This window comes from Pseudomonas fluorescens (assembly GCF_005938625.1).
Lineage (GTDB): Bacteria > Pseudomonadota > Gammaproteobacteria > Pseudomonadales > Pseudomonadaceae > Aquipseudomonas > Aquipseudomonas fluorescens_BD.
On the sequence record NZ_VCNJ01000003.1, the window covers coordinates 102,052 to 127,826 of the forward strand.

The following is a 25,775-nucleotide window of genomic DNA, read 5'->3' on the forward strand; positions in this document are numbered from 1 at the left end:
ATGACCGATAAGCCTCAGGTACCCGCCCGACAGTCCGACGAATCAGCGTCCGAGAGCCTGGAGGCGGCAGCGGTTGCCGCATACCTCGAGGCGCATCCGGACTTCTTCGTCGAGCACGAAGAACTGCTGCCCGCCCTGCGCATTCCTCACCAGCGTGGCGATACCGTTTCGCTGGTCGAGCGGCAGATGACCATTCTGCGCGACCGCAACATCGAGATGCGTCATCGCCTCTCACAGTTGATGGACGTCGCCCGCGACAACGACCGCCTGTTCGACAAGACTCGCCGCCTGATTCTTTCCCTGATGGACGCCGCCAGCCTGGAAGACGTGGTGATCAGCGTCGAAGACAGTCTGCGTCAGGATTTCCAGGTGCCTTTTGTCAGCCTGATCCTGCTCGGCGACAACCCGGCGCCGGTCGGGCGCTGGGTCAGCCACGCCGACGCGCAAGTCGCCATCGGTGGCCTGCTCACCGAAGGCAAAAGCGTCAGCGGTAGCCTGCGCGAGCATGAGCTGGACTTCCTCTTCGGCGAAGAACAGCGCAAGCAGATCGGCTCCACCGCCGTGGTCGCCGTCAGCCATCAAGGCATCCACGGGATTCTGGCGATCGCCAGCCGTGATCCGCAGCACTACAAGAGTTCGGTGGGTACGCTGTTCCTCAGCTACATCGCCGAAGTCATGGGCCGCGTGCTGCCACGGGTCAACAGCTCCCTGCGCTCGGTACGCTGAATATGGAACGACAACTGGACGCTTACTGCGAACACTTGCGCAGTGAGCGACAGGTGTCGCCGCACACGCTGTCGGCCTATCGCCGCGACCTCGACAAAGTCCTTGGCTGGTGCGTGAAACAGAACATCGGCAGCTGGGCCGCGCTGGATATTCAGCGCCTGCGCAGCCTGATCGCCCGCTTGCATGCGCAGGGCCAGTCCTCGCGCAGCCTCGCCCGATTGCTTTCGGCGGTGCGCGGGCTCTATCACTATCTGAATCGCGAAGGCCTTTGCGATCACGATCCGGCCACGGGTCTGGCGCCCCCGAAAGGCGAACGTCGCCTGCCGAAAACCCTCGACACCGACCGTGCACTGCAATTGCTTGAAGGGGCGGTGGAGGATGATTTTCTTGCACGGCGCGATCAGGCGATTCTTGAGTTGTTCTATTCCTCCGGCCTGCGCCTTTCCGAACTGACCGGGCTCAATCTTGATCAGCTGGACCTCGCCGACGGCATGGTTCAAGTCCTCGGCAAGGGCAGTAAAACCCGGCTGCTACCGGTGGGTAAAAAGGCCCGCGAAGCACTGGAACAATGGCTGCCGTTACGGGCCATGACCAACTCCGCAGACGACGCCGTGTTCGTCAGCCAGCAAGGCCGGCGCCTCGGCCCGCGAGCGATTCAGGTGCGGGTCAAACTCGCCGGCGAACGCGAATTGGGGCAGAACCTGCACCCGCACATGCTGCGCCACTCCTTCGCCAGCCATCTGCTCGAATCCTCGCAGGATCTGCGCGCGGTGCAGGAACTGCTCGGCCACTCCGACATCAAGACCACGCAGATCTACACCCACCTGGACTTCCAGCACCTGGCGGCGGTCTACGACAGCGCCCATCCACGGGCCAAACGCATGAAAGGCGATGATTCATGAGCATCCAGTTGATCACCTTCGACCTCGACGACACCCTCTGGGACACCGCCCCGGTGATCGTCAGCGCCGAAGCGGTGTTGCGCGAATGGTTGAGCGAACATGCGCCGAATCTGGGCGCCGTGCCGGTGGAGCATTTATGGGCGATTCGTGAGCGTGTATTGGCGAATGAACCGGGGCTGAAACACCGCATCAGCGCGCTACGTCGGCGGGTGTTGTTTCATGCGATGGAAGACGCTGGGTACGCCCATGGAGAAGCAACCGACTTGGCGGACAAGGGCTTTGAAGTGTTTCTGCATGCACGGCATCAGATCGAAGTGTTCCCTGAAGTCGAGCCGGTGCTGGAGATTCTCGCCAATCACTATGCGCTTGGCGTGGTCACCAATGGCAATGCCGATGTGCGTCGATTGGGCCTGGCGGACTACTTCAAGTTTGCCTTGTGTGCGGAAGACATCGGCATCGCCAAACCGGATGCCCGGTTGTTCCACGAAGCCTTGCAGCGCGGTGGCGCCACCGCCGAAACCGCCGTACATATCGGCGATCATCCCGGCGATGACATTGCCGGGGCGCAGCAGGCCGGGTTGCGGGCGATCTGGTTCAACCCGGCGGGTAAAACCTGGGAAGCGGATCGCTTGCCGGACGCCGAAATCCGCAGCCTTACCGATTTGCCAGCCGTTCTCGCACCCTGGAACCGCTGAAAAGATCGCAGCCTTCGGCAGCTCCTACAGGGAAACGCATTCCAATGTAGGAGCTGCCGAAGGCTGCGATCTTTTGATCTTTTCATCACCCATGAAAAAGCCCGCAGCGACGGCGGGCTTTTTCAGCAAGCAAGCGGCACGCCTCAGATAGGGCGGCTACCGTACTTGTTGTCTGGCTTCTTCGGAGGATCGGCGACCACATTGGCCTCCACTTCCTGCACTTTTCCGCCGCGCGACAGGAACTCTTCCATGGCCTTGGCCAGGGCGTCGCGTTCCTTGTTCTTGGCTTCAATGCTCGGCAACTCGTCTACCGACACCGCAGCCTTGGCTTTGCCTTTGGCAGCCGGGGCCGGCGTATCGTCACCGCCATCGTCGTCAGCAACGTCTTCCGCTGCTGCTTCCAGACCTTCCTCGGCCTCGTCTTCGTCGCCTACTTCGAGGTCGTCGTTTTCCAGATCATCGTCGCTCATGTTCTACCTCATGACTTGCGAAAAGCAGATTAGTTATAGACCAGCTTTGGCAACTGTCGAAAGTCGCCGTTAAAAAATCAGTAACCATTGGTGACCAACGGTTTATGCCCCTTCACCGTGCAAGGTGGCGAGGACTTTTCGAGCACCGCCATGATCACGGTGCTCGCCCAGATAAACGCCTTGCCAGGTCCCCAGTGCCAGGCGACCTGCCGAAACCGGCAGACTGATCTGGCAACCAAGCACGCTGGCCTTGAAGTGCGCCGGGAGGTCGTCCAGGCCTTCGTCGTTATGCTCATAGCCGTCTGTTCCTTGTGGGATCAGACGATTGAAAAATCGTTCGAAGTCGCGACGGACCGCCGGATCGGCGTTCTCGTTGATGGTCAACGACGCCGAGGTATGCTGCAGCCACAAATGCAACAGACCGACCCGGCACTCCCTGAGTTCAGGCAGGCCTTTGATCAACTCGTCCGTTACCAGATGAAAGCCCCGGGGCCGTGCCCGCAGGGTTATCAGAGTCTGTTGCCACATACAGTTCTCCGCACGTTCGGGGCGCATTCTAGCGCGCTCTGGGAAAAAACAAAGGCCCTAATACTCGCGCAATGACGTAAGACTTTGGCGGGTGAAAAACCGCCGTCGTAAACACGACTAAAGGCGTACGAAAAATCCTTTCAGCCTGTCGCTTAATGACAAATCCCGGACAAAAAAATGCCCGGCGAACCGGGCAATTTTTTTCAGTGCGCGTACTTACAGGTTGTAGCCGCGTTCGTTGTGTTGTGCCAGATCGAGGCCGACCGACTCTTCTTCCTCGGTTACACGCAGACCCATCACGGCGTCCAGGACCTTGAGGATGATGAAGGTGACGATCGCCGTGTAGATCACAGTGAAGCCAACACCTTTGCACTGAATCCACACTTGTGCGGCGATGTCGGTCACGGTGCCGAAGCCACCCAGCGACGGTGCAGCGAACACACCGGTGAGGATCGCGCCGAGGATACCGCCGATACCGTGTACGCCGAAGGCATCCAGGGAGTCGTCATAACCGAGCTTGCGTTTCAGGGTGGTGGCGCAGAAGAAGCACACCACGCCTGCGGCCAGACCGATCACCAGTGCGCCCATCGGGCCCACGGTGCCGGCAGCCGGAGTGATCGCGACCAGACCGGCAACCACACCCGAAGCGATGCCCAGTGCGCTTGGCTTGCCGTGGGTGACCCACTCGGCAAACATCCAGCCCAGCGCCGCCGCAGCGGTAGCGATTTGGGTGACCAGCATTGCCATACCGGCAGTGCCGTTGGCCGCCGCAGCGGAACCGGCGTTGAAGCCGAACCAGCCAACCCACAGCATCGCCGCGCCCATCAAGGTGTAACCGAGGTTGTGTGGAGCCATCGGGGTGGTCGGGAAGCCTTTACGCTTGCCCAGCACCAGGCAGGCAATCAGACCAGCGACACCGGCGTTGATGTGCACCACGGTGCCACCCGCGAAATCGAGCACGCCCCAGTCCCACATCAGGCCGCCGTTACCGGACCAGACCATGTGCGCGATCGGTGCATAAACCAGGGTGAACCAGATGCCCATGAAGATCAGCATCGCGGAGAACTTCATGCGCTCGGCGAACGCACCGACGATCAGCGCCGGGGTGATGATCGCGAAGGTCATCTGGAAGGTGATGAACACCGCCTCAGGGAACAGCGCCGCAGGGCCGGTCAGGCTCGAAGGCGTGACACCGGCGAGGAACGCCTTGCCCATGCCGCCGAAGAACGAGTTGAAATTGACGACGCCCTGCTCCATGCCGGTGGTGTCGAACGCGATGCTGTAGCCATAAATGACCCACAGGATGCTGATCAGACCGGTAATGGCGAAGCACTGCATCATCACGGAAAGAATGTTTTTCGAGCGAACCATGCCGCCGTAGAACAGCGCCAGGCCGGGGATGGTCATGAACAGCACAAGTGCTGTCGAGGTGAGCATCCAGGCAGTGTCGCCGGAATTGAGGACCGGGGCCGCCACTTCGTCTGCCGCCATAGCAAGGCCGGGCATTACGATAGACAACAGGGCTCCTAGCCCTGCGAATTTACGCAGAGTCATATTGTTTTCTCCTGGGGCGTTGGGGTTTGTGGCGGCGCTTAGATCGCGTCGGTATCGGTTTCGCCGGTACGGATGCGAATCGCCTGTTCCAGATTGACCACGAAGATCTTGCCGTCACCGATCTTGCCGGTGTTGGCCGCTTTGGTTATCGCCTCGATAACCCGATCCAGATCCTTGTCGTCGATGGCCACGTCGATTTTCACCTTGGGCAGAAAATCGACCACATATTCCGCGCCGCGATACAGCTCGGTGTGACCCTTCTGCCGGCCGAAGCCTTTGACTTCAGTAACGGTAATGCCCTGCACGCCGATTTCGGACAGCGACTCGCGCACGTCGTCCAACTTGAACGGCTTGATGATGGCAGTGACTAGCTTCATGAAAACTCTCTCCCGAATTGGTGGACTTGCCCCAGGAAAACAAACCCGACTCAAGTCTAAGCGCAGTGCCTGGCTTTGTAACGCATCGTCGGCCGTACCTGCCCGACTGACGCCAGCTAACCGCTGCCGACGAAACTCCCCGCTCCGTCTGCCGCACTGCATTCGTCACAGCGACTGCATCAGTGCATGGGTCGAAGGTGACTAAGCAGAAAGCTTGCCATCTCGCCAAAAACCTCTGATTTCAATCCCTTGGCCGCTGCCGCACGCCATCCCGTGCAAAACCCCATCCGGATACGCACAACAACGGTGCGTCGCCGTCCGTCCGCCTGCGCGAAAAGCGTGCATCCTTGACCACGAGATTGACTATAGACACTGCGTGATACACTGCCGGCCATTGTTTCCAGGACATCCACCATGCTCGCGCCCAAAGACTTCCTCGACGCCCTGAGCGGCACCGCCTCCCGCCTCTTCAGCGGTGACACCCCGCTGCCGAAAGCCGAAATCGAAAGCCAGTTCAAGATGCTGCTGCAAAGCGCCTTCAGCAAACTCGACCTGGTCAGCCGCGAAGAATTCGACAGCCAGATGGTCGTACTGGCCCGCACTCGCGCCCGCCTCGAAAGCCTCGAAGCCAAAGTCGCCGAGATGGAAGCCAAGCTGACACCGCCCGCGGAATAATCCGCGCCCCCTGTAGGAGCTGCCGAAGGCTGCGATCTTTTGATCTCCAGCCCTTCAACCATCCCGGCAACGTCCTACAACCTGCACCACCGCCGTCCGATTGCGCCGAAAAGCCCAGGTTTCTAAGCTCACCCGATGCTGAATGTTCAGCACCGGGTTTGGCGACCCGAACAGCTTAAGGCGCACGACAACCATGATGGCGGCTACATTTACCGCCACATCGTTTCATGGCGGTTGTGCGTGGGAGACCTTCGGGTCTGCCGGGTTCCTTTTGCTCCGGTTCGCCAACCCGCGTACAACTGCCACCCAATCGTTTGGCGACGATTGAGGGCAGCCCCTTAAGCAAGAGGAACTGCTCAATGAATCAAGAAGAGACTTATCTGACACCGCACATCTTCACCCGCCACAAACTCCCCCTCCACGCCCTCCTCATCCAGAACCAACCGTGGTTCTGCGCCCGAGACCTGAGCCGCCTGCTGCACATCTACCTCAACGAACGCATGCTGCGAAAACTCGACCCGACCAATACCAAACCCGCAAAACCTTGATCCACAACCAGATCGAAAACACCCTGCTGATCAGCGAATCAGGCATCTACGCCCTCCTCGTCTACCACTACTGCCCCGAATACCGAGCGCTGCGCGAATGGCTCACCCACCAAGTCATCCCCACCCTGCGCGACGCCCAACACCCCAGCACAAGCGAACGCCCACACCTCAGCTTGCTCAACTGGCCGGACATGACGTTGAGTTTGTTGCATTGGAATAATCAACCGTGGATACGGTTGCAGGATGTGCCGCAGATGATGGTGGAACGGGAACAGACCAAGCGCCCAATGACGGGGCCATGGTGGAAAAGAGCTTCGCGGATGCTGCAATCCCTATAAACCCGCATGCCGGAGCTGGGCCCTGCGCAAATCGTAAGTCGATTGAAAATTGATCCAGAACTCAGGCGTAGTGTTGAGATGAGTGGCAAGGCTGATTGCCAGATCGGCGCAGATCCCGAGCTGGCATTTCACAAGCTTTTCGATCTCACTTTCGGGCCAGTTCGTGGGCATGGCCAGATCCATGACGGTCATGCCCAACGGCTCCATGAATTCCTTATTCAGAACCTCGCCCGGATGAATCGGGCGCATACCATTGCGATCCATTTTTCGCCTCCAGAGGCTGCATTGAACGGCCAAACTGGAGCATCCGACTCCCGGATTCAAGACCTTCACCCCCCTTTCGCCGGCGTCCTACAACTATTAGGGCATGGCCCTACAAACATTAGCGTCTGCGCCCAGTTACGCAGCCCTTACGCATGTCATTACATTGGCGAACGAAATACGCCCATCAAGATGGAGGTATCTGTGAAAGATAAGAAGAGGAAGGAAAAGCTATTTCAGATTGTTGATTTACACCTCGAAGCACTCCGTTTGGCTGGGGATATGTCAGCCAACCAACGGCGATTTATTGAAGTTGCTGTTACATCTGGGCCAGCGCTTGAGCCAAGCGGCGTGCTGGCCGGTAGAAGATCCTGAGTGAAAAATAAAAAAGGCGTCCATAGGACGCCTTTTTTGTGTTCGGAGGAGTAGTCGCAGCGATTCTTTAGCTCCCGACTTTATGGCCTTGGGTTCAGAATCCGACAGGCTAGCCCGTCGTCATTACTTCAGAGAAACCAGCTTTCTCTGCTGCCAAAAATGCGGGGGAGCTTTTACTGGTGCCCAGTCCCGACGAATGCGCAGTTGCAGTCCTCGAGCGTGAGGATCCTTCAGTACCGCTCAGGAGTCAAAGCTCATTTACGATCGAGAGCAGCGCAAAACCCTCATCCATGCCGGTATAAAGTATTGCCTCTCCGCCCTCTCACACCCTGAACTGGTCATCTCCAACGTCCTTCACTAACACAAGCACAGTCCTACGAGGATCGTCCCCTACGTCTGATTACGTAAGCATCAATGCCTTCGATATCGTCTGCATATTGATCCCGACAGAACAAGACGATGCGAAGAAAAGGCAAAGGTACCGAGCTTCGAAATCAGACTTTCAAATCTGAATCGCGCAAACTCGCACATCAAACCATGTCCATGGATCCAGAAGCCCTGGCAGCTGGAGTTGACGCTCTATCACTCAGGATCGATCCGATTACTCCAGTAGCAATTAACGCATTCCACCAGTGGACCGGCCCCGTTGGGTATCCCTGGGACGCTGTTTTGGACTGGAAGACCAAAGATGCAAAAGGGCTGGACTTGGCGTTCTGGTACGAAGAGGAACTGTGCGGACTGTGCTACGCAACACCGCGAAGAAGCACGATCTGCATGAAAATCGTCCTTTTGCAGGGACACACCTGCAAGACGAATACCTTGCGGGGTTGGATCGCTCCGATGGCATTGCTGACAACAGAGTTCTACGCCCGGAAGCTGGGGTGCACGCAAATCGAAGTACAAGAGCCAGACTCAGGCGCCATCCCTTACTATCAAACGCTGGGATTTTATTTTGATACAACCGGTCGCCTTGTCTTTCCATTGGACGACCAATAAGATCGAATCAAGCATCCCGGCACGTGAGGTGTTTATGAAGCAGAAGAAGCAGAAAACCCAACCGGCACGGGTGTCCAAACCGGGTACCGAGGCACTCGGATTACCGGACAGAGTTTCAGCCAGTCAGCGGCATTTTCTGAAAGTGGCCGCGACCTATGGCAAGGAAATGGAGCCCGATGGTTGGCTCGCCGGTGGTGGAACCTGAGTACCGCAAAAATGACCGCCTGACAGGCGGTTTTTTTATGCCTGAGAATTAGTGTCTTCAGCAACATCCAGTGAAGGTTCGACCTTAAAACTGTCCGACCAACGCCCTCTCCCCCGACTACCCTTAAAAAACCCGCAGGAAGCGGCTCCCCGATTCAGCTCAAGGAACGACCATGTCCCTCTCCATCGTCCACAGTCGCGCCCAGATTGGCGTGGAAGCCCCCGCCGTCACTGTCGAAGTCCATCTGGCCAACGGTCTGCCGTCGCTGACCATGGTCGGTCTGCCCGAGGCGGCTGTAAAGGAGAGCAAGGACCGGGTGCGCAGTGCGATCATCAATTCCGGGCTGCAGTTTCCGGCGCGGCGGATCACCTTGAATCTGGCGCCGGCGGATCTGCCCAAGGATGGCGGGCGGTTTGATCTGGCGATTGCCTTGGGGATTCTGTCGGCGAGTGTGCAGGTGCCGTGTCTGACGCTGGACGATGTGGAATGTCTGGGTGAGTTGGCGTTGTCCGGCGCAGTACGAGCGGTGCGCGGCGTGTTGCCGGCAGCGTTGGCCGCGCGCAAGGCGGGTCGTGCGCTGGTGGTGCCGCGGGCGAATGCCGAGGAGGCGTGCCTGGCTTCGGGGTTGAAGGTGTTTGCGGTGGATCATTTGCTGGAGGCGGTGGCGCATTTCAATGGGCATACGCCGGTTGAGCCCTATGTCTCCGACGGACTGATGCATGCCAGCAAGCCTTATCCCGACTTGAATGAAGTGCAGGGGCAAGTGGCGGCGAAACGGGCATTGCTGATTGCCGCTGCGGGTGCCCATAACCTGCTGTTCAGTGGGCCGCCGGGAACGGGCAAGACATTGCTGGCCAGCCGATTGCCGGGACTGTTGCCGCCGCTGGCCGAGAGTGAAGCGCTGGAGGTGGCGGCGATTCAGTCCGTCGCCAGTGGCGCACCGCTGACCCATTGGCCGCAGCGTCCCTTCCGTCAACCGCACCACTCGGCATCCGGGCCAGCGCTGGTGGGTGGCAGTTCGAAACCGCAACCCGGTGAGATTACCCTCGCCCATCACGGCGTGCTGTTTCTCGATGAGCTGCCGGAATTTGATCGCAAGGTATTGGAGGTTTTACGCGAGCCTTTGGAGTCAGGACATATCGTCATCGCCCGAGCGAAGGATCGCGTACGTTTTCCCGCGCGCTTCCAATTGGTGGCGGCGATGAACCCGTGCCCTTGTGGATATCTTGGCGAGCCGAGCGGCAAGTGCTCGTGCACACCGGACATGGTGCAGCGCTATCGCAACAAGCTATCGGGGCCTTTGCTGGATCGGATTGATCTGCACCTGACGGTGGCGCGGGAAGCGACGGCGTTGAACCCGCAGGTGAAGCCGGGAGAGGACAGTGCCAGCGCTGCGGCGTTGGTGGCAGAGGCTCGCGAACGACAGCAGAAGCGTCAAGGCTGCGCCAACGCGTTTCTCGATCTGCCAGGACTGAAAAAACACTGCAAGTTATCCACAGCCGATGAGAAATGGCTGGAATCAGCCTGTGAACGGCTGACGCTATCGCTGCGTTCAGCGCATCGCCTACTCAAAGTCGCCCGCACTCTGGCAGACCTTGAGCAAGTCGATGCAATCAAACGCGAACACTTGGCCGAGGCGCTGCAATATCGGCCGGCGACACCTTAATGCTCGGTCAGATCCACCAACGGCGTCTGCCGCACTTCAGTTTCACGCCCGGCCTGAATCTCGGTCACGCGCTTCAAGGCGTTATCCACAGCACCTTTGTCTGCGAGCAGGCTGTAGCTGATCTGGAACTGTTTGTGTTCCTTCGGTGCAATGGTCGGCACCAGATTCAGCGGACGCTGATAGCGGCGGTTGTAAGAAAAACTGGTGCCCGGTTCCAGCCCCGTGACATAGCCCTGCCCTTGGGTATCGGTGTTTTTCCACAGGGAAAACACTGGCAACTGCTGGGTATTGAAGCCGACGGAGACACCGAGGCTGCCCGCCTTGTTATGCAGAACAGCCAGGGTTTCGCCTTTGGCATCGGCATAGGGCACGACGTTGTAGACGGTTTCGTCGTAGTCCTTGGTCGGCGCGCGATAGGTCTGCCAGTCAGCCAGATCGCCTTTGGCCTTGTCGTTGAACGGCGAGACCTGTTTTACCGGTGCAGCAAAACGGGCGCCCTGCTCGAGGAACGGCGTGCTGAAATTGCTGTGGTACAGCGCCTGGTATTCCTTTGGATAGTCGCCGTTGTTGGTCAGCGTATCGTTAAGTGCAAAGCGCACGCTGCCAGGCTCGGTGACCAGTTCCGTGACCACCGAAAAGTCGACTTTCTTGAAGGCTTGCTCTTTCAGCTCGCCGCGCAGACTGATGGCGTACGGTGGCTTTTCGTCGATGTGCAGCGTGACGGTACTGGCCGGGATGTTGGCGGCGCGGCCGTGCAAGGTCAGCAGCTCACCATTATCGATGCCGGGATGGCCAACCCATTCGTAACCGCAGCGGGCGACCAGCTCATTGAAACCTTCCAGCCAGCCCAGCCCGCCGCGTCCATTGAGCTCGATGAAGGCCGGGTTGACCACGTCCTTGACCGGCGAATCCCACCCCATGCGCACGTTGCCGACAGAGGCTTGCAAGACATTCATGCCTCGGGTTGGTACCACCGAGAGTTTCATCGTGCCGTTATCGATATCGACAATGCTGACGCCTTCCTGCCGCCCACCGTGCAAGGTACGCAGGCTTACGGAGAAGGGTTTGTCGGTTTTCACCCCGAGCTGTTCACTGGTGATGCTCCAGTTTTGCGCGGGCTTGTTGGTATCGAGAAGGACGTAATCCCAGGCCATGGCGTGGGAAGCAGCAGTGAAAGCGCCGAGGGCGACGGCGAGTTTGAGCGGGGTCATGGCAGCAGCCTTTATTGGAGTTGTGCCATTTTTATAGCGCTGCGGAAACGTTTCAGCAAGTATGAAAGATCAAGAGTTCGAGTGTTTTATCCCAGATTGGCAGTGAGGCGATCGCGAGCAGGCTCACTCCTACAGGGATCTTCAGTGATCACAAACATTGCGACCAACCGATACACCTGTAGGAGTGAGCCTGCTCGCGATAGCGATTTCAGCCATTCATCAACGGAAGCGATCAACTTCGGAACGCAGATCCGCCGCCAGTTTCTCAAGCTCTTTAGCCGTAACAGCCAGGTTCGACACAACCTCACGCTGCTCACTGTTGGCCAGCGCAATGCTCTGCAAATTGCTGCTCAACAACGTCGCGGTGCTGCTCTGCTCCTGGGTCGCCGTGGTAATCGCGGCAAACTGTTGCCCCGCCGAACGGCTCTGCTCATCGATGCGCGCCAGCGCCGAGGCGACATTGGCGTTACGCGACAGGCCTTCCTGCATCAGCACATTGCCCTGCTCCATGGTGCTGATCGCGTTGCCGGTTTCCTGCTGGATGCTATGAATCATGCTGGAAATTTCATCGGTGGCCTGGCGAGTACGCGAAGCCAGGCTGCGCACCTCATCCGCCACCACAGCAAAGCCACGACCCTGCTCACCGGCACGGGCTGCCTCGATTGCAGCGTTGAGCGCGAGCAAATTGGTCTGCTCGGCAATCGAGGTGATCACACCGACGATGCCGCCAATTTCCTGCGAACGTTGACCGAGGGTGTTGATCACGGTGGCGGTGCTGTTCAAGGCGCCAGCAATTTGCTCCAGCGACGACGAAGCCTCTTCCATCGAGCTGCGACCAATCTGCGTTTGCTGAGCATTTTCCTGCGCCAGACGCTGGGTCGCGCCCATGTTGTCGGCGATGTTCAACGAGGTCGCGCTGAATTCTTCCACCGCGCCGGCCATGCTGGTGATTTCGCCGGACTGCTGCTCCATGCCTTCGTACGCGCCGCCGGACAGGCCAGACAAGGCTTGCGCACGGCTGTTGACCTCTTCCGAAGAGCGGCGGATGTGCTCGACCATCGTCGAAAGCGCTTGGCTCATCTGGTTGAACGCGCGGGACAGCTGACCGATTTCGTCATTGCTCGACACGTTCAGGCGCACGCTCAGATCACCGGCGCCCAAGGCCTCGGCCTGACGCACCAGATCACTCAATGGTGCGAGCTTGCTGCGCAGCAGCCATACCACAGAACCGACCGCCAACAGCATCGCCAACAGACTGCCGATCGCCAGTTGCGTACCGACGCTCCAGGTCACCGCGCGGATTTCGGCTTTCGGCATGCTCGCCACTACCGACCATGGCCCGCCGTCGAACGGCACGGCAACGCTGTAGAAATCTTCGGACTTGTCAGCCCAGAACTGACCTTTGCCCGGCATCTTGGCCAGACCAGCGATCACTGGAATCGACTGATCCAGCGCCTGCACACCGGCTGGCGCGACAAGCCATTTGTTCTGCTCGTCGAGCAACGCCAGCGAGCCGGTCTGACCGATGCGGAAACGCTTGAGGTTGTCGAACTGGGCGTTCTGCGCATCGGTGTAATCGAAGCCGACGAACAGCACCGCAATCACCTTGCCGCTGCCATCTCGCACCGGGGTGTATTGGGTCATGTAGGAACGATCAAACAGCAAGGCGCGACCGACGTAGCCCTGCCCCGCCATCAACTTCGCGTAGGCGGGGTGCGCATGATCGAGCAAGGTGCCGATGGCGCGCGTGCCGTCCTGTTTGGTCAGCGAGGTGCTGACCCGGACGAAGTCTTCGCCGCTGCGCACGAACAGCGTGGCGACACCGGCGGTCATCTGCTTGAACTCGTCGACTTCCTTGAAGTTGTTGTTCAGCACTTCGCTGCCCAGGTGCAGGCCCGGGGTCGGGGTGCCTGCCACCGTCACCGGCTCACTCGGGTGGATGCTCAAGCCGGCGCTGAAGCGCTTCTCGAACAACCCACTCAGACGCTGGGTGCTTTCACGCAGCGTGCCGTGAAAGGTACTCAGTTGGTCGGCCAGCAGCCGCGCCTCACTGGCCAGATGCTCTTCACGGGTGGCGAGGTTGGCCGAATCCAGCGAACGCAGGGCGAACACCGTACTGCCACTGATAACTATCGCCAGTATCACAGCGAGCGCGAGGCCCAGCTGCGAGGCGATCCGAGCGCGAGGTTGAGACATGGACAGCTCCTGGCCGAGCCACGGGATCCTCCTTGATCTCGACTCGGATAATTTTCTAATAGTGGGGGTGAATCGAGGATACCGGCACGACGGTTCCACTTGCTCATAGTCGGCGGTAAAACCGAATACTTGAGCGCGCAACGTGGGTATGGCGCAAGGCCGCCATTGTGGCGGCTCGAACGTTTCAGCTCAAGCGCGCAACTGCCGGCAGTTCCATGGCGCGGACTTCGCCTTGGAGGAAGTCGCTGAGGCGGCGCAAACGTTCACCTCCAGGACGGGTTTTTGGCCACACCAGGTAATAATTCAGTCCGCTGGCGACGGCGGTTGGCCACGGCAGGCTCAATCTTCCCTGCGCCACATCTTCGGCGACCATCAACAGATCGCCCATCGATACACCGTAACCGCGAGCCGCCGCGATCATGCCCAGTTCGAGGGTATCGAACACCTGTCCGCCCTTCAGCGACACCTGATCGGACAGCCCCATGTGTTCCAGCCAACTGCGCCAGTCACGCCGATCCGGGGTCGGATGGAGCAATTCGGTGGACGCCAGCCGGGCCAGATCCCACGGTTGATCGTTGAGCAGGTTCGGCGCACCCACCGGAATCAGCTCTTCAGGAAAGAGCAGACTGGCCTCCCAGTCCGGCGGAAAATGCCCGTCACTCAACAACACAGCGCAGTCGAAAGGCTCATCGTTGAAGTCCACCGAATCCACATCCATCCAGGCGCTGGTCAGCTGCACTTCGTTGCCCGGCTGCAAGTGGCGAAAGCGACTGAGCCGCGCCAGCAGCCAGCGCATGGTCAGGGTCGACGGGGCTTTCATGCGCAAAATGTCGTCTTCGGCGCGCAAGGTATTGCAGGCCCGCTCCAGCGCACTGAAACCTTCGCGGATTCCGGGTAACAGTAAACGCGCGGCTTCGGTCAGTTGCAGATTGCGCCCGCTGCGATGAAACAGCCGACAGGCGAAGTGATCTTCGAGGGTTCGAATGTGCCGACTCACCGCACTCTGGGTAATCGATAACTCCTCGGCCGCACGGGTGAACGAGCTATGTCGCGCCGCCGCTTCAAATGCGCGCAGGGCATACAAGGGAGGAAGGCGACGGGACATACAGAAAGCTCCTATAGCGGGATGCAGCCAGCCTGAATGAATTTGCTCAGGATGAGTTTTACTCATGCCATCCATCCTTTTTATCCCTTTGTGCAACGCCTGCCAAGCGCCGAGAATCGACGGTCTCCTGTTCCCTCTGAAATTGAGTGGTGATGACCATGCAGCATCCTGTGCGTACCGAACTCTGGGCCATCCTGCGGCTGGCAGGGCCGTTGATCGCTTCACAGTTGGCGCACATGTTGATGGTGCTGACTGACACTTTAATGATGGCGCGCCTGAGTCCGGAAGCGTTGGCTGGCGGCGGACTGGGTGCGGCGACCTATTCGTTCGTGTCGATTTTCTGTATCGGCGTGATTGCGGCGGTTGGCACGCTGGTGGCGATTCGCAAGGGTGCCGGCGACATCATTGGCGCCGCACGGTTGACTCAGGCTGGCCTGTGGCTGGCGTGGCTGATGGCGCTGGGCGCCGGGTTGCTGCTGTGGAACCTGAAACCGGTGTTACTGCTGTTCGGCCAGACCGAAACCAACGTCAACGCCGCCGGGCAATTCCTGATTGCCCTGCCCTTCGCCCTGCCCGGCTACCTCAGCTTCATGGCTTTGCGCGGTTTCACCAGTGCCATCGGCCGGGCGACGCCAGTGATGGTGATCAGCCTCGCCGGCACGGTGGCCAACTTCCTGCTCAATTACGCGCTGATCACCGGCATGTTCGGCTTGCCGAAAATGGGCCTGACGGGGATCGGCCTGGTCACGGCAATTGTTGCCAACTGCATGGCGTTGGCGCTGGCCTGGCATATCCGTCGGCATCCGGCGTATGACGCTTATCCGCTGCGCGCGGGCCTGTCGCGGCCGAATCGGCAGTACCTGAAAGAGTTGTGGCGCCTCGGCCTGCCAATCGGCGGCACCTACGCTGTGGAAGTCGGTTTGTTCGCCTTCGCGGCACTGTGTATGGGCACCATGGGCAGCACGCAACTGGGCGCACACCAGATTGCCCTGCAGATTGTTTCGGTGGCATTCATGGTGCCGGCGGGGATGTCATACGCGATCACCATGCGCGTCGGCCAGCACTACGGTGCCGGGCAATTGAACGATGCGCGAATGTCCGGGCGGGTCGGGATCGTCTTCGGCGCCGTGGTCATGCTGGGTTTCGCCATGGTGTTCTGGTTGCTGCCGAACCAGTTGGTCGGGTTGTTTCTCGATCACAACGATCCGGCGTTTGCCGAGGTGATTCGCCTCGCGGTGAGCCTGCTGGCGGTGGCGGCGTGGTTTGAGTTGTTCGACGGCACGCAGACGATTGCCATGGGCTGCATTAGAGGGCTCAAGGATGCCAAGACCACGTTTCTGGTCGGGCTCGCCTGCTATTGGCTGATCGGTGCACCGGCGGCGTGGTGGATGGCGTTCCATTTGAACTGGGGGCCAACGGGCGTCTGGTGGGGGTTGGCACTGGGGTTGGCGTGTGCGGCGGTGAGCCTGACGCTGGCATTTGAATGGAAGATGAAGCGGATGATTCGGCTGGAGCCTGTGTCACCGAGGTTCGAGGCTGTTCGCGCGGATTAAGATCAAAAGATCGCAGCCTTCGGCAGCTCCTACATGAATCGGTGTAGGAGCTGCCGCAGGCTGCGATCTTTTAAACAGCCTCCACAGAAACCTGTTGGCTTGAGCCGAAGGTCAGGTATTCAACCAACTCCGCCAACGGCAACGGCCGGCTGATCAGATAACCCTGCACCTGATCGCAGCCAAACCCACGCAGCAGTTCAAGCTGCTCCGGCGTCTCAACCCCTTCCGCGACCACTTCCAAATGCAGGTTGTGCGCGAGATTGATCATCGCGTGTACCAGTTTGCGGTTCTCCTCGCGCTGCTCCATGCCGCCGACAAAGCTCTTGTCGATCTTCAGCAAAGTGATCGGCAGGCTGTTGAGATGCACGAACGAGGAAAACCCGGTGCCGAAGTCATCCAGCGAGAAGCGCACACCGAGACGCCCCAGAGCATCCATGGTCTGCTTGACCAGATCGCTGCGGCGCATCACCGCCGTTTCCGTCAGTTCGAATTCCAGCCACTGCGCCTCGACGCCACGCTCGGCGATCAAGCGGCTGAGCGTCGGCAACAATTGGCTGTCCTGAAACTGGCGGAACGACAGGTTGATCGCCATGTGCAGCGCCGGCAAACCGCGTTCTCGCAAGGCCTGCATATCGCGCAGCGCCCGGGAAATCACCCAGTAACCCAACGGCACGATCAAACCACTCTGCTCGGCCAGTGGCACGAACTCACTCGGCGGCAGCAAACCGCGCTCGCTGTGACGCCAGCGCACCAAGGCTTCGAGGCCGACAATCTGGCCATCCTGCATGTTCAGACGGGGCTGGTAATGCAGCTCCAGCTCATCGCGACGCAAGGCCCGGCGCAGCTCGCTTTCGAGGTCAGCCATGCTTCGCGCGTTGCGGTTGATGCGTTCGTTGAAGATATGAAAGGTGCAGCCCTGGGTGCTCTTGGCTTGCTGCATGGCGATGTGCGCGTGCCACATCAGCGGGTCGGCGCCGCCCTGTGCACGGGCGTGGGCGATGCCGAGGCTGGAGCCGATCAACAGGCTTTCACCATCCACCCAATACGGCTCGGCGAGCGCTTCGGTGATGCGTTCAGCCATCCACTCGGCGCGTTGTGGCGCCCGACGGGTGTCGATCAGCAGAGCGAATTCGTCGCTGCCCAGCCGCGCCAGTTGATCACCGGCCTCCAGCTGACTTTTCAGCCGCGCAACGACTTGCAGGATCAAGCGATCGCCCGCCTGATGGCCAAGCGCATCGTTGGCATGCCGGAAGTTATCGAGATCAAGATGCCCAAGGGCCAGCCCGCGACCATCACTTTCCGCGAGGCGCGCGGCGAGCAAGGTCTGGAACCCCTGACGGTTGGCGATGCCGGTCAGCGGGTCCTGTTCGGCAAGGCGTTGCAGGGTGTTTTCGAGAACGCCGCGCTCACGCACATGGCGCAGGCAACGGCGCAGCATGCCGGCGTCGAGGGCGTCGAACACCAGCCAGTCACTGACGCCAACCGGCGCGGTGTCCGGTTCATGTTCCAGCAGCAATACCGTCGGCAGGCTGCAACGGCCCGGTGCCGGTTGCAATGCCGGAAGGGTCAACAGCACCGCATTGCGGTTGTCTTCGAACAAACTGCTGACCGACTCCCAGCTCGGCGCGCTGATCAGCACCGCCGCGCTCCCCAACGGAGCCAGACACTCGCGCAATAACGCTGTCCACGCTGGCTCTTCGGCCAGTAGCAGCAAACGCAAGGGTTCGACAGGCGTAGACAAGCTAGCTCCCTAGACTCTGCAAAGATGTGGGCGGGGCATTATGCCGTTGCGATGTTCAATGACCAAATGACAACGGTTATCAAAACGTTATTTTGTGTCACGAATGAGAACATTAGCCGCAAAATCACCGCGCATCCTCCGCGAAAGTAACAAAACCGGCAAATTTGAATCGCGTGGTACGTCACAAGTCGGAGAGAGCAGCACAATTCTCTGAGCCTGTTAAAATGCCGGCCCATTTCGTCAACGACTCCCGAATTTTCGTATGTCCCGACTCAATCCCCGGCAGCAAGAAGCCGTGAACTACGTCGGCGGCCCTCTATTGGTGCTCGCCGGTGCTGGCTCCGGCAAGACCAGCGTGATCACGCGCAAGATCGCGCACCTGATCCAGAACTGCGGCATCCGCGCCCAGTACATCGTCGCCATGACCTTTACCAACAAGGCCGCGCGCGAAATGAAAGAGCGGGTCGGCACCCTGCTGCGCGCCGGTGAAGGTCGCGGTCTGACCGTCTGCACGTTCCACAACCTCGGTCTGAACATCATCCGCAAGGAACACGCACGGCTGGGCTACAAGCCAGGTTTCTCGATCTTTGACGAGACCGATGTAAAAGCACTGATGACCGACATCATGCAAAAGGAATACGCGGGCGAAGACGGCGTCGACGAGATCAAGAACATGATCGGCGCCTGGAAAAACGACCTGATCCTGCCGCCTCAGGCGCTGGAGAACGCGCGCAATCCCAAGGAACAGACCGCCGCCATCGTCTACACCCACTATCAGCGCACGCTGAAAGCGTTCAACGCGGTGGACTTCGACGACCTGATCCTGCTGCCGGTAAAGCTTTTCGAAGAACACGCCGACATTCTCGAAAAGTGGCAGAACAAGGTGCGCTACCTGCTCGTTGACGAATACCAGGACACCAACGCCAGCCAATATTTGCTGGTAAAAATGCTTATCGGCAAGCGCAACCAGTTCACCGTGGTGGGCGACGACGACCAGTCGATCTACGCCTGGCGCGGTGCGCGGCCGGAAAACCTGATGCTGCTCAAGGACGACTATCCATCGCTGAAAGTGGTGATGCTCGAGCAGAACTACCGTTCGACGAGTCGCATCCTGCGCTGCGCCAACGTGCTGATCTCGAACAACCCGCACGAATTCGAAAAACAGTTGTGGAGTGAGATGGGCCACGGCGACGAGATCCGCGTGATCCGCTGCCGCAACGAAGACGCCGAAGCCGAGCGCGTGGCCATGGAAATCCTCAGCCTGCACTTGCGCACCGACCGCCCGTACAGCGATTTCGCGATTCTTTATCGCGGTAACTATCAGGCCAAGTTGATCGAGTTGAAGCTGCAGCACCACCAGGTGCCGTACCGTCTGAGCGGCGGCAACAGCTTCTTCGGCCGTCAGGAAGTGAAAGACCTGATGGCCTACTTCCGCCTGATCGTCAACCCGGATGACGACAACGCCTTCCTGCGCGTGATCAACGTACCGCGCCGGGAAATCGGCTCGACCACCCTGGAAAAACTCGGCAACTACGCCACCGAACGCAAAATCTCGATGTATGCCGCCACCGACGAAATCGGTCTGGGCGAGCATCTGGACAGCCGCTTCACCGATCGCCTGTCGCGCTTCAAGCGCTTTATGGACAAGGTCCGCGAGCAGTGCGCCGGCGAGGATCCGATCTCGGCGCTGCGCAGCATGGTCATGGACATCGACTACGAGAACTGGCTGCGCACCAACAGCTCCAGCGACAAGGCGGCCGATTACCGGATGAGCAACGTCTGGTTCTTGATCGAGGCGTTGAAAAACACCCTCGAGAAGGACGAAGAAGGCGAAATGACCGTCGAGGACGCCATCGGCAAACTGGTCCTGCGCGACATGCTCGAACGTCAGCAGGAAGAAGAGGATGGCGCCGAAGGCGTGCAGATGATGACGCTGCATGCGTCCAAGGGTCTGGAATTCCCTTACGTGTTCATCATGGGCATGGAAGAGGAAATCCTCCCGCACCGCTCCAGCATCGAAGCCGACACCATCGAAGAAGAACGTCGCCTGGCCTACGTGGGCATCACCCGCGCGCGCCAGACCCTGGCGTTCACCTTCGCCGCCAAGCGCAAGCAGTACGGCGAAATCATCGACTGCGCGCCGAGCCGCTTCCTCGATGAGCTGCCACCGGACGATCTGGCCTGGGAAGGCAACGACGATACACCGACCGAAGTCAAAGTCGTGCGTGGCAATAGCGCACTGGCAGATATACGCGCGATGTTAAAGCGCTAGAATTGACCACTTTTTTTACTAGACCTTCGGCGCACAAAGCGCCAAAAGAGGACAGCTTCATGGAAGCATTGCACCAGAAAATCCGCGAACAAGGCATTGTGCTTTCCGACCAGGTCCTGAAGGTCGACGCCTTCCTGAACCACCAGATCGACCCGGCCCTGATGAAGCTGATCGGCGACGAATTCGCCGCGCTGTTCAAGGATTCGGGCATCACCAAGATCGTCACCATCGAAGCCTCGGGCATCGCCCCGGCGATCATGACCGGTCTGAACCTCGGCGTGCCAGTGATCTTCGCCCGCAAGCAACAGTCCCTGACCCTGACCGAAAACCTGCTGTCGGCGACCGTTTACTCGTTCACCAAAAAGACCGAAAGCACCGTGGCCATCTCCCCGCGCCACCTGACCAGCAGCGACCGCGTGCTGATCATCGATGACTTTTTGGCCAACGGTAAGGCGTCGCAAGCGCTGATCTCGATCATCAAGCAAGCTGGCGCGACCGTTGCCGGTCTGGGTATCGTCATCGAGAAGTCGTTCCAGGGCGGCCGCGCCGAACTGGATTCGCAGGGCTACCGCGTTGAATCGCTGGCCCGGGTGAAATCGCTGAAGGATGGCGTCGTTACCTTCATCGAATAAAGCCACACCGCAGCCCCCCTGTAGGAGTGAGCCTGCTCGCGATAGCGTAGTGTCAGCTGATATTTTCGTCGGCTGATACACCGCTATCGCGAGCAGGCTCACTCCTACAGTTGTTTTAGGTCCGGCAGTTATTGGGTGGTGGCTTTGAGGCCGGTGAGGAGCAGACGTTGGAAGAGGTCTTCTTTCAGGCCGTCCGGGTTTGTCAGTTGCATGCGTTCAAGATGCTCGGGGTAGAGCGATGCCTCGGGGGCGTCGAGGGCTGCTTTGCCCAGTTCGAGGATTTCGGTGAGTTTGAATTTGCTTTTCAGCCAGTTCAGCGCCCGCAGCAAATCCCGTTCGATCGCGGTGAAATCACAGCCCAGCGGGTACTCCGGAAACAGGTTTTTGTGCCGTGCGGCGATGGCTTGCAAACGCTGCGGTGTGTTATCGGCAAAGCGTGGGTCGAGGCGGAAATCCTTTGGCAGCTTGCCGACTTTTTGCGCTTGCTCGATCAAACCCTGCTGGAAGCGAGAGTCACTGATATTCAGCAATGACTCGATCACCACAGCGTCGGATTTGCCGCGCAGATCGGCGATGCCGTATTCGGTGACTACGATGTCGCGCAGATGCCGTGGAATCGTGCAGTGGCCGTATTCCCAGACGATGTTGGAGCTGACATCGCCACCGGACTCACGCCAGCTGCGCAGAATCAGAATCGACCGCGCATCGTGCAACGCATGTCCCTGCGCCACAAAGTTGTACTGCCCACCGACACCGCTGAGCACACGTCCGTCTTCGAGTTGATCCGCCACGCCCGCGCCAAGCAAGGTCATGGTGAACACGGTGTTGATGAAGCGCGCATCGAGGCGCTGCAAGCGCTTGAGTTCTTCCTGTCCGTAGAGCTCGTTGATGTAACTGATGCGGGTCATGTTGAATTCGAGGCGTTTGCTCAGTGGCAGCTCACGCAGGCGCTCGTAGAAACTGCGCGGGCCAAGGAAGAAACCGCCGTGCACCGAGATGCCGTCAGTCTGTGCTGCCTCGTCGAGGGTGCCGGCGTTGGCCTGCTCCTGAGTCTGTACGTCGGGATAGACCTTGCGCCGGATGATCCCGGCATCCGCCAGTACCAACAAGCCGTTGACGAACATTTCGCTGCAACCGTAAAGCCCTTTGGCAAATGGCCCGGTGCCGCCCTCGCGGTCGATCAACTGCGCCCATTGGCTGAGGTTGATGTCGTCGAGCAACGCTTTATAGCCGGCATTATCCGCCTGACGCGCAAGCAGCGCTGCGGTCAATGCATCGCCCATCGAACCAATGCCGATCTGCAGCGTGCCGCCGTCGCGCACCAGCGTGCTCGCATGCAAACCAATGAAATGATCCTGAAACCCCACCGGCATGTTCGGCGTGGAAAACAGCGTACTGCTGTCCTTCGCGTCGATCAGCAGGTCGAAGGTGTCGATATCGACTTCGGCATCGCCGGGCATGTACGGCAGATCGGTGTGGACTTGGCCGACCAGCAGAATCGTCTCCCCGGCTTCGCGACGCTTGGCGATCATCGGGAACAGGTCGAGGGTGATGTCGGGGTTGCAGCTCAGGCTCAGGCGATCCGGGTGTTCGCTGCTGCTGGCCAATAACTGCGCCACCAGGTTCAGCCCGGCGGCGTTGATGTCGCGGGCGGCGTGGCTGTAGTTGCTGCTGACGTAATCCTGCTGGGCCGGCGCGCTGTTGAGCAGGCTGCCGGGCTGCATGAAGAACTGTTCGATACGGATGTTGGCGGGCAGGCTGTCGCGGTGCAGGTCGGCGAGGAAATCGAATTCCGGATAGTCACCGAAGACGCGCTCGACGAAGGGTTCGATGAAGCGCTTTTGCAAACCGTCGCCCAACGCCGGGCGGCCGAGGCACAGCGCGGTGTAGATCGTCAGTTGCCGCTCGGGCAAGCCTTTGATCCGCCGGTACAGCGCGTTGACGAAGTGATTGGGTTTGCCCAGGCCCAGCGGCATGCCCATGTGGATATGTGCCGGCAAGCGTGCCAGCACGTCATCCACTGCCTGTTCGATCGAACACAACTGCACCATCTGAAGCCTCCTGCCCGTTCCGTGAATAGGGGTAGACCGAGCTTGCCTTGAGTTTGCTGCAATGAACAGAGTCAGATTTCCCTCACCCTAACCCTCTCCCAGAGGTAGAGGGGACTGATTGGGGGATATTGGGGAGGTACGCCGACGTGAAATAGCTTTGCTGAATCCATAATCGCTAAGGTCTTTCAGGTCGATGTCGGACGCCAGACACCTCGATCGGCCCCCTCTCCCTCTGGGAGAGGGCTGGGGTGAGGGTGAGGGGCTCTTGAATCGCAGGCACAAAAAAACCGTCCGAAGACGGTTTTTTTCATCAGAAGCGCGGCTTATTTCAGGCCGGACATCTTCTGGATTGCGCCCTTCAACTCGTCATCCGAGCAATCGGCGCAGGTGCCTTTCGGAGGCATCGCGTTCAGGCCGGTAATGGCTTTGGCCAACAGCCCGTCGAGGCCGCCCTGATGATCGGCGCGGTCTTTCCAGGCGGCGGCATCACCAATTTTCGGCGCACCCAACAAGCCCGTGCCATGGCAAGCGTTGCAATGTTTGGCAATCACTTCATCCGGAGTCTTCGCACCGCCACCGCCACCGGCAGTTGCCGCGACTTCCATCCCCTTGCATTCCTGCCCTTGAACACACACCTGGCCGACGGGCTCGAGGCGTTTGGCAATGTCGTCATTCGTCGCAGCTTGAGCGCTGACAGCCCAGAGGGCCAATACGGTTGCTGGTGCAGCCAGCATTTTCATAATTAGATTCACGCGTTCACCCTCAATGGTGGCTATTCACGCCTGCGGCCACGGTTCGCAGGCGGGCGCAAGTATAGCGGGTAGCCCGCCACACTGAAACAACCCCATGATTAAAGGGGTCTTGTTGCGCATCGGTAAAACAGCTTGGGTGCCTTGGCCGTAATGGCCTGGCGCCTCTTGGTTTAAAAGTTTGCCGGCGTGGCTGCGCTGATTAGTCGCGCAGGCAAGTCGAACGGATTACGGAAACGATGCGGCTTGGTACTTTCAAAGTAGTAGCTGTCACCGGCTTCGAGAATAAAAGTTTCCAGACCCACCACCAGTTCCAGTCGACCTTCCACCAGAATCCCGGTTTCCTCGCCTTCATGGGTGAGCATTTCTTCGCCGGTATCGGCGCCCGGCGGGTAGATTTCGTTGAGGAAGGCGATGGCGCGGCTGGGGTGCGCGCGGCCGACCAGTTTCATGGTCACGGCGCCGTCGGAAATGTCGATCAGCTCGTTGGCCTTGTAGACGATCTGGGTCGGGACTTCCTGCAGGATTTCTTCGGAAAAGAACTCGACCATGGACATGGGGATGCCGCCCAGTACCTTCCTCAGTGAACTGATCGAAGGGCTGACGCTGTTCTTTTCGATCATCGAAATGGTGCTGTTGGTGACGCCCGCGCGTTTGGCGAGTTCACGCTGGGAAAGCCCTTTGAGCTTGCGGATCGATTGCAGTCGTTCACCGACGTCCAAGGCGCGAGCCTCCTGATGTTGTAAGAATATTGAGCGTTATCATGGCGACAGCGTTCAGTATTTACAACACTTGGCCCCCGCAGCGGCGTCAACCCTCGGAATAGAGCCTTGGCACCCGACGCAGGTTGCAAAAGATCTGGTACGGGATGGTGTCAGCCCACTGCGCCACTTCGCTGGCGAGGATGTTTTTGCCCCACAGCTCGACGGTCGAACCAAGGTCGGCTTCCGGCACATCGGTCAGGTCGATGCAAAGCATGTCCATCGACACACGACCGAGAATGCGACTGCGTTTGCCAGCCACCAAAACCGGTGTACCGGTCGGCGCCTGACGCGGGTAACCGTCGGCGTAACCCATGGCGACCACGCCGATACGCATCGGTTTGTCGGTGATGAACTTGGCGCCGTAGCCCACCGGCTCGCCGGCCGGCAACTCACGCACACAGATGACTTTCGATTCGAGGGTCATCACCGGTTGCAGGCGATCAGCCACGGCGTTGGCTTCCTCGAACGGGGTTGCGCCGTAAAGCATGATGCCGGGGCGCACCCAATCGCTATGAATCTGCGGCCAACCGAGTACGGCAGGCGAATTGCGCAGGCTGACTTCCGCCGCCAGGCCCTGACGCGCCGCTTCAAACACCGCGACTTGTTCGGCGCTGCTCTGCGCGTGCAGTTCATCGGCGCGGGCGAAGTGGCTCATCAAGACGATTTTCGCCACTTTGCCGCTGGCCAGCAGACGTTGATAAGCCGCCGCATAATCCTTCGGATGCAGCCCAACGCGGTGCATGCCCGAATCAAGTTTCAGCCACACCGTGATCGGCTTGCTCAGCGCTGCCTGCTCGATCGCTTCGAGCTGCCAAAGCGAGTGCACCACCGTCCAGAAATCATGCTCGACGATCATCGCCAGTTCATCGGCCTCGAAAATCCCTTCGAGCAGCAACACCGGCGCACGAATGCCGGCGGCGCGCAGCTCCAGCGCTTCCTCGATGCAGGCGACAGCAAAACCGTCGGCCTCGGCCTCCAGCGCCTGAGCGCAACGCACCGCGCCATGGCCATAGGCATCGGCCTTGATCACCGCAAGCGCCTTGGCGCCAGTGACTTCGCGGGCAATTCGGTAGTTATGGCGCAGGGCTTCTAGGTCGATCAGGGCACGGGCAGGACGCATGGCGGCAGACTTCTAGGCGGTCATGGGAAGAAAAACCGGCGCCGACTGACGACGTGAACCGCCAA

Annotated in this window: 24 protein-coding genes and 1 pseudogene; 12 read left to right on the forward strand and 13 right to left on the reverse strand. The window is 59.5% G+C overall.

Annotation, left to right across the window (positions count from 1 at the left end; genetic code table 11):
• From FGA82_RS02380 to FGA82_RS02390, 3 genes are read left to right on the forward strand one after another with little or no spacing between them, the layout of a single operon-like run.
• Window positions 1-726: a DUF484 family protein gene (locus FGA82_RS02380; protein WP_137218492.1), complete on the forward strand. Its 726-nt coding sequence runs from the start codon at window positions 1-3 to the stop codon at window positions 724-726.
• Window positions 727-728: 2 nt separating this feature from the next.
• On the forward strand, window positions 729-1,628 hold the full coding sequence (xerC, locus tag FGA82_RS02385; RefSeq protein ID WP_141125906.1) for a tyrosine recombinase XerC: 900 nt from the start codon (window positions 729-731) through the stop codon (window positions 1,626-1,628).
• A complete protein-coding gene (locus FGA82_RS02390) occupies window positions 1,625-2,323 on the forward strand; it encodes an HAD family hydrolase (RefSeq protein ID WP_141125907.1) in 699 nt (232 codons plus the stop codon). Before xerC ends, FGA82_RS02390 begins: the two co-directional genes overlap by 4 nt.
• A 143-nt stretch (window positions 2,324-2,466) precedes the next feature.
• Here FGA82_RS02390 and sutA read toward each other — a convergent pair whose 3' ends face one another.
• The 4 genes from sutA to glnK form a co-directional block, all read right to left on the reverse strand.
• On the reverse strand, window positions 2,467-2,793 hold the full coding sequence (sutA, locus tag FGA82_RS02395; protein WP_007920420.1) for a transcriptional regulator SutA: 327 nt from the start codon (window positions 2,791-2,793) through the stop codon (window positions 2,467-2,469).
• 102 nt (window positions 2,794-2,895) lie between these two features.
• Window positions 2,896-3,321, reverse strand: a complete 426-nt coding sequence (locus tag FGA82_RS02400; RefSeq protein WP_102901435.1) for a secondary thiamine-phosphate synthase enzyme YjbQ — start codon at window positions 3,319-3,321, stop codon at window positions 2,896-2,898.
• 216 nt (window positions 3,322-3,537) lie between these two features.
• Window positions 3,538-4,875 carry an ammonium transporter gene (locus FGA82_RS02405; RefSeq protein WP_141125908.1) on the reverse strand — a complete coding sequence of 446 codons (1,338 nt, stop codon included), beginning with the start codon at window positions 4,873-4,875 and terminating at the stop codon, window positions 3,538-3,540.
• A 38-nt stretch (window positions 4,876-4,913) separates the two neighbouring features.
• The gene (glnK, locus tag FGA82_RS02410; protein ID WP_002555808.1) at window positions 4,914-5,252 is read right to left on the reverse strand and encodes a P-II family nitrogen regulator; all 339 of its coding nucleotides are present in this window, start codon (window positions 5,250-5,252) and stop codon (window positions 4,914-4,916) included.
• Window positions 5,253-5,666: 414 nt separating this feature from the next.
• On the opposite strand from glnK, the gene FGA82_RS02415 reads away from it, so the two are divergent.
• Both FGA82_RS02415 and FGA82_RS02425 read left to right on the forward strand, forming a co-directional pair.
• On the forward strand, window positions 5,667-5,927 hold the full coding sequence (locus FGA82_RS02415; protein ID WP_007920416.1) for an accessory factor UbiK family protein: 261 nt from the start codon (window positions 5,667-5,669) through the stop codon (window positions 5,925-5,927).
• 359 nt (window positions 5,928-6,286) lie between these two features.
• Window positions 6,287-6,813, forward strand: a pseudogene (locus tag FGA82_RS02425) (BRO-N domain-containing protein).
• On the opposite strand, the gene FGA82_RS02430 reads toward FGA82_RS02425, so the two are convergent.
• Entirely contained in the window at window positions 6,808-7,077 is a 270-nt protein-coding gene (locus FGA82_RS02430; protein ID WP_141125909.1) for a HigA family addiction module antitoxin, read from the reverse strand. The pseudogene FGA82_RS02425 and the gene FGA82_RS02430 overlap by 6 nt on opposite strands.
• A gap of 201 nt (window positions 7,078-7,278) precedes the next feature.
• Here FGA82_RS02430 and FGA82_RS32055 point away from each other — a divergent pair, with 201 nt between their 5' ends.
• The 4 genes from FGA82_RS32055 (at window position 7,279) to FGA82_RS02440 (ending at window position 10,316) form a co-directional block, all read left to right on the forward strand.
• Window positions 7,279-7,449, forward strand: a complete 171-nt coding sequence (locus FGA82_RS32055) for a hypothetical protein (protein ID WP_171057228.1) — start codon at window positions 7,279-7,281, stop codon at window positions 7,447-7,449.
• A gap of 459 nt (window positions 7,450-7,908) precedes the next feature.
• Entirely contained in the window at window positions 7,909-8,445 is a 537-nt protein-coding gene (locus FGA82_RS02435) for an N-acetyltransferase (protein ID WP_141125910.1), read from the forward strand.
• Window positions 8,446-8,479: 34 nt separating this feature from the next.
• Window positions 8,480-8,650 carry a hypothetical protein gene (locus tag FGA82_RS32060; protein WP_171057229.1) on the forward strand — a complete coding sequence of 57 codons (171 nt, stop codon included), beginning with the start codon at window positions 8,480-8,482 and terminating at the stop codon, window positions 8,648-8,650.
• Between the two features lie 172 nt (window positions 8,651-8,822).
• A complete protein-coding gene (locus tag FGA82_RS02440; RefSeq protein WP_110718106.1) occupies window positions 8,823-10,316 on the forward strand; it encodes a YifB family Mg chelatase-like AAA ATPase in 1,494 nt (497 codons plus the stop codon).
• On the opposite strand, the gene FGA82_RS02445 is transcribed toward FGA82_RS02440, so the two are convergent.
• The 3 genes from FGA82_RS02445 to FGA82_RS02455 form a co-directional block, all read right to left on the reverse strand.
• Window positions 10,313-11,527 carry an aldose 1-epimerase family protein gene (locus tag FGA82_RS02445; RefSeq protein ID WP_141125911.1) on the reverse strand — a complete coding sequence of 405 codons (1,215 nt, stop codon included), beginning with the start codon at window positions 11,525-11,527 and terminating at the stop codon, window positions 10,313-10,315. The genes FGA82_RS02440 and FGA82_RS02445 overlap by 4 nt on opposite strands.
• Before the next feature lie 219 nt (window positions 11,528-11,746).
• On the reverse strand, window positions 11,747-13,723 hold the full coding sequence (locus tag FGA82_RS02450; protein ID WP_141125912.1) for a methyl-accepting chemotaxis protein: 1,977 nt from the start codon (window positions 13,721-13,723) through the stop codon (window positions 11,747-11,749).
• A gap of 184 nt (window positions 13,724-13,907) precedes the next feature.
• Window positions 13,908-14,828 carry a LysR substrate-binding domain-containing protein gene (locus tag FGA82_RS02455; protein WP_095119827.1) on the reverse strand — a complete coding sequence of 307 codons (921 nt, stop codon included), beginning with the start codon at window positions 14,826-14,828 and terminating at the stop codon, window positions 13,908-13,910.
• Between the two features lie 158 nt (window positions 14,829-14,986).
• On the opposite strand from FGA82_RS02455, the gene FGA82_RS02460 reads away from it, so the two are divergent.
• Complete coding sequence (locus FGA82_RS02460) at window positions 14,987-16,381, forward strand: NorM family multidrug efflux MATE transporter (protein ID WP_141126113.1); 1,395 nt, start codon at window positions 14,987-14,989, stop codon at window positions 16,379-16,381.
• Between the two features lie 70 nt (window positions 16,382-16,451).
• Here FGA82_RS02460 and FGA82_RS02465 read toward each other — a convergent pair whose 3' ends face one another.
• The gene (locus tag FGA82_RS02465; RefSeq protein ID WP_141125913.1) at window positions 16,452-18,122 is read right to left on the reverse strand and encodes a putative bifunctional diguanylate cyclase/phosphodiesterase; all 1,671 of its coding nucleotides are present in this window, start codon (window positions 18,120-18,122) and stop codon (window positions 16,452-16,454) included.
• A 262-nt stretch (window positions 18,123-18,384) separates the two neighbouring features.
• Here FGA82_RS02465 and rep point away from each other — a divergent pair, with 262 nt between their 5' ends.
• Together rep and FGA82_RS02475 are read left to right on the forward strand one after the other, a co-directional pair.
• On the forward strand, window positions 18,385-20,394 hold the full coding sequence (gene rep, locus FGA82_RS02470) for a DNA helicase Rep (protein ID WP_064116415.1): 2,010 nt from the start codon (window positions 18,385-18,387) through the stop codon (window positions 20,392-20,394).
• A gap of 59 nt (window positions 20,395-20,453) precedes the next feature.
• On the forward strand, window positions 20,454-21,026 hold the full coding sequence (locus FGA82_RS02475) for a xanthine phosphoribosyltransferase (RefSeq protein ID WP_008086064.1): 573 nt from the start codon (window positions 20,454-20,456) through the stop codon (window positions 21,024-21,026).
• A 128-nt stretch (window positions 21,027-21,154) separates the two neighbouring features.
• On the opposite strand, the gene FGA82_RS02480 is transcribed toward FGA82_RS02475, so the two are convergent.
• The 4 genes from FGA82_RS02480 to alr form a co-directional block, all read right to left on the reverse strand.
• Complete coding sequence (locus tag FGA82_RS02480; RefSeq protein ID WP_141125914.1) at window positions 21,155-23,077, reverse strand: acetyl-CoA hydrolase/transferase C-terminal domain-containing protein; 1,923 nt, start codon at window positions 23,075-23,077, stop codon at window positions 21,155-21,157.
• A gap of 323 nt (window positions 23,078-23,400) precedes the next feature.
• Entirely contained in the window at window positions 23,401-23,817 is a 417-nt protein-coding gene (locus FGA82_RS02485; protein WP_053125000.1) for a c-type cytochrome, read from the reverse strand.
• 182 nt (window positions 23,818-23,999) lie between these two features.
• Window positions 24,000-24,548: a cupin domain-containing protein gene (locus FGA82_RS02490; RefSeq protein WP_008086779.1), complete on the reverse strand. Its 549-nt coding sequence runs from the start codon at window positions 24,546-24,548 to the stop codon at window positions 24,000-24,002.
• Window positions 24,549-24,636: 88 nt separating this feature from the next.
• Window positions 24,637-25,710: an alanine racemase gene (gene alr / locus FGA82_RS02495; protein WP_141125915.1), complete on the reverse strand. Its 1,074-nt coding sequence runs from the start codon at window positions 25,708-25,710 to the stop codon at window positions 24,637-24,639.
• Between the last annotated feature and the right edge of the window lie 65 nt (window positions 25,711-25,775).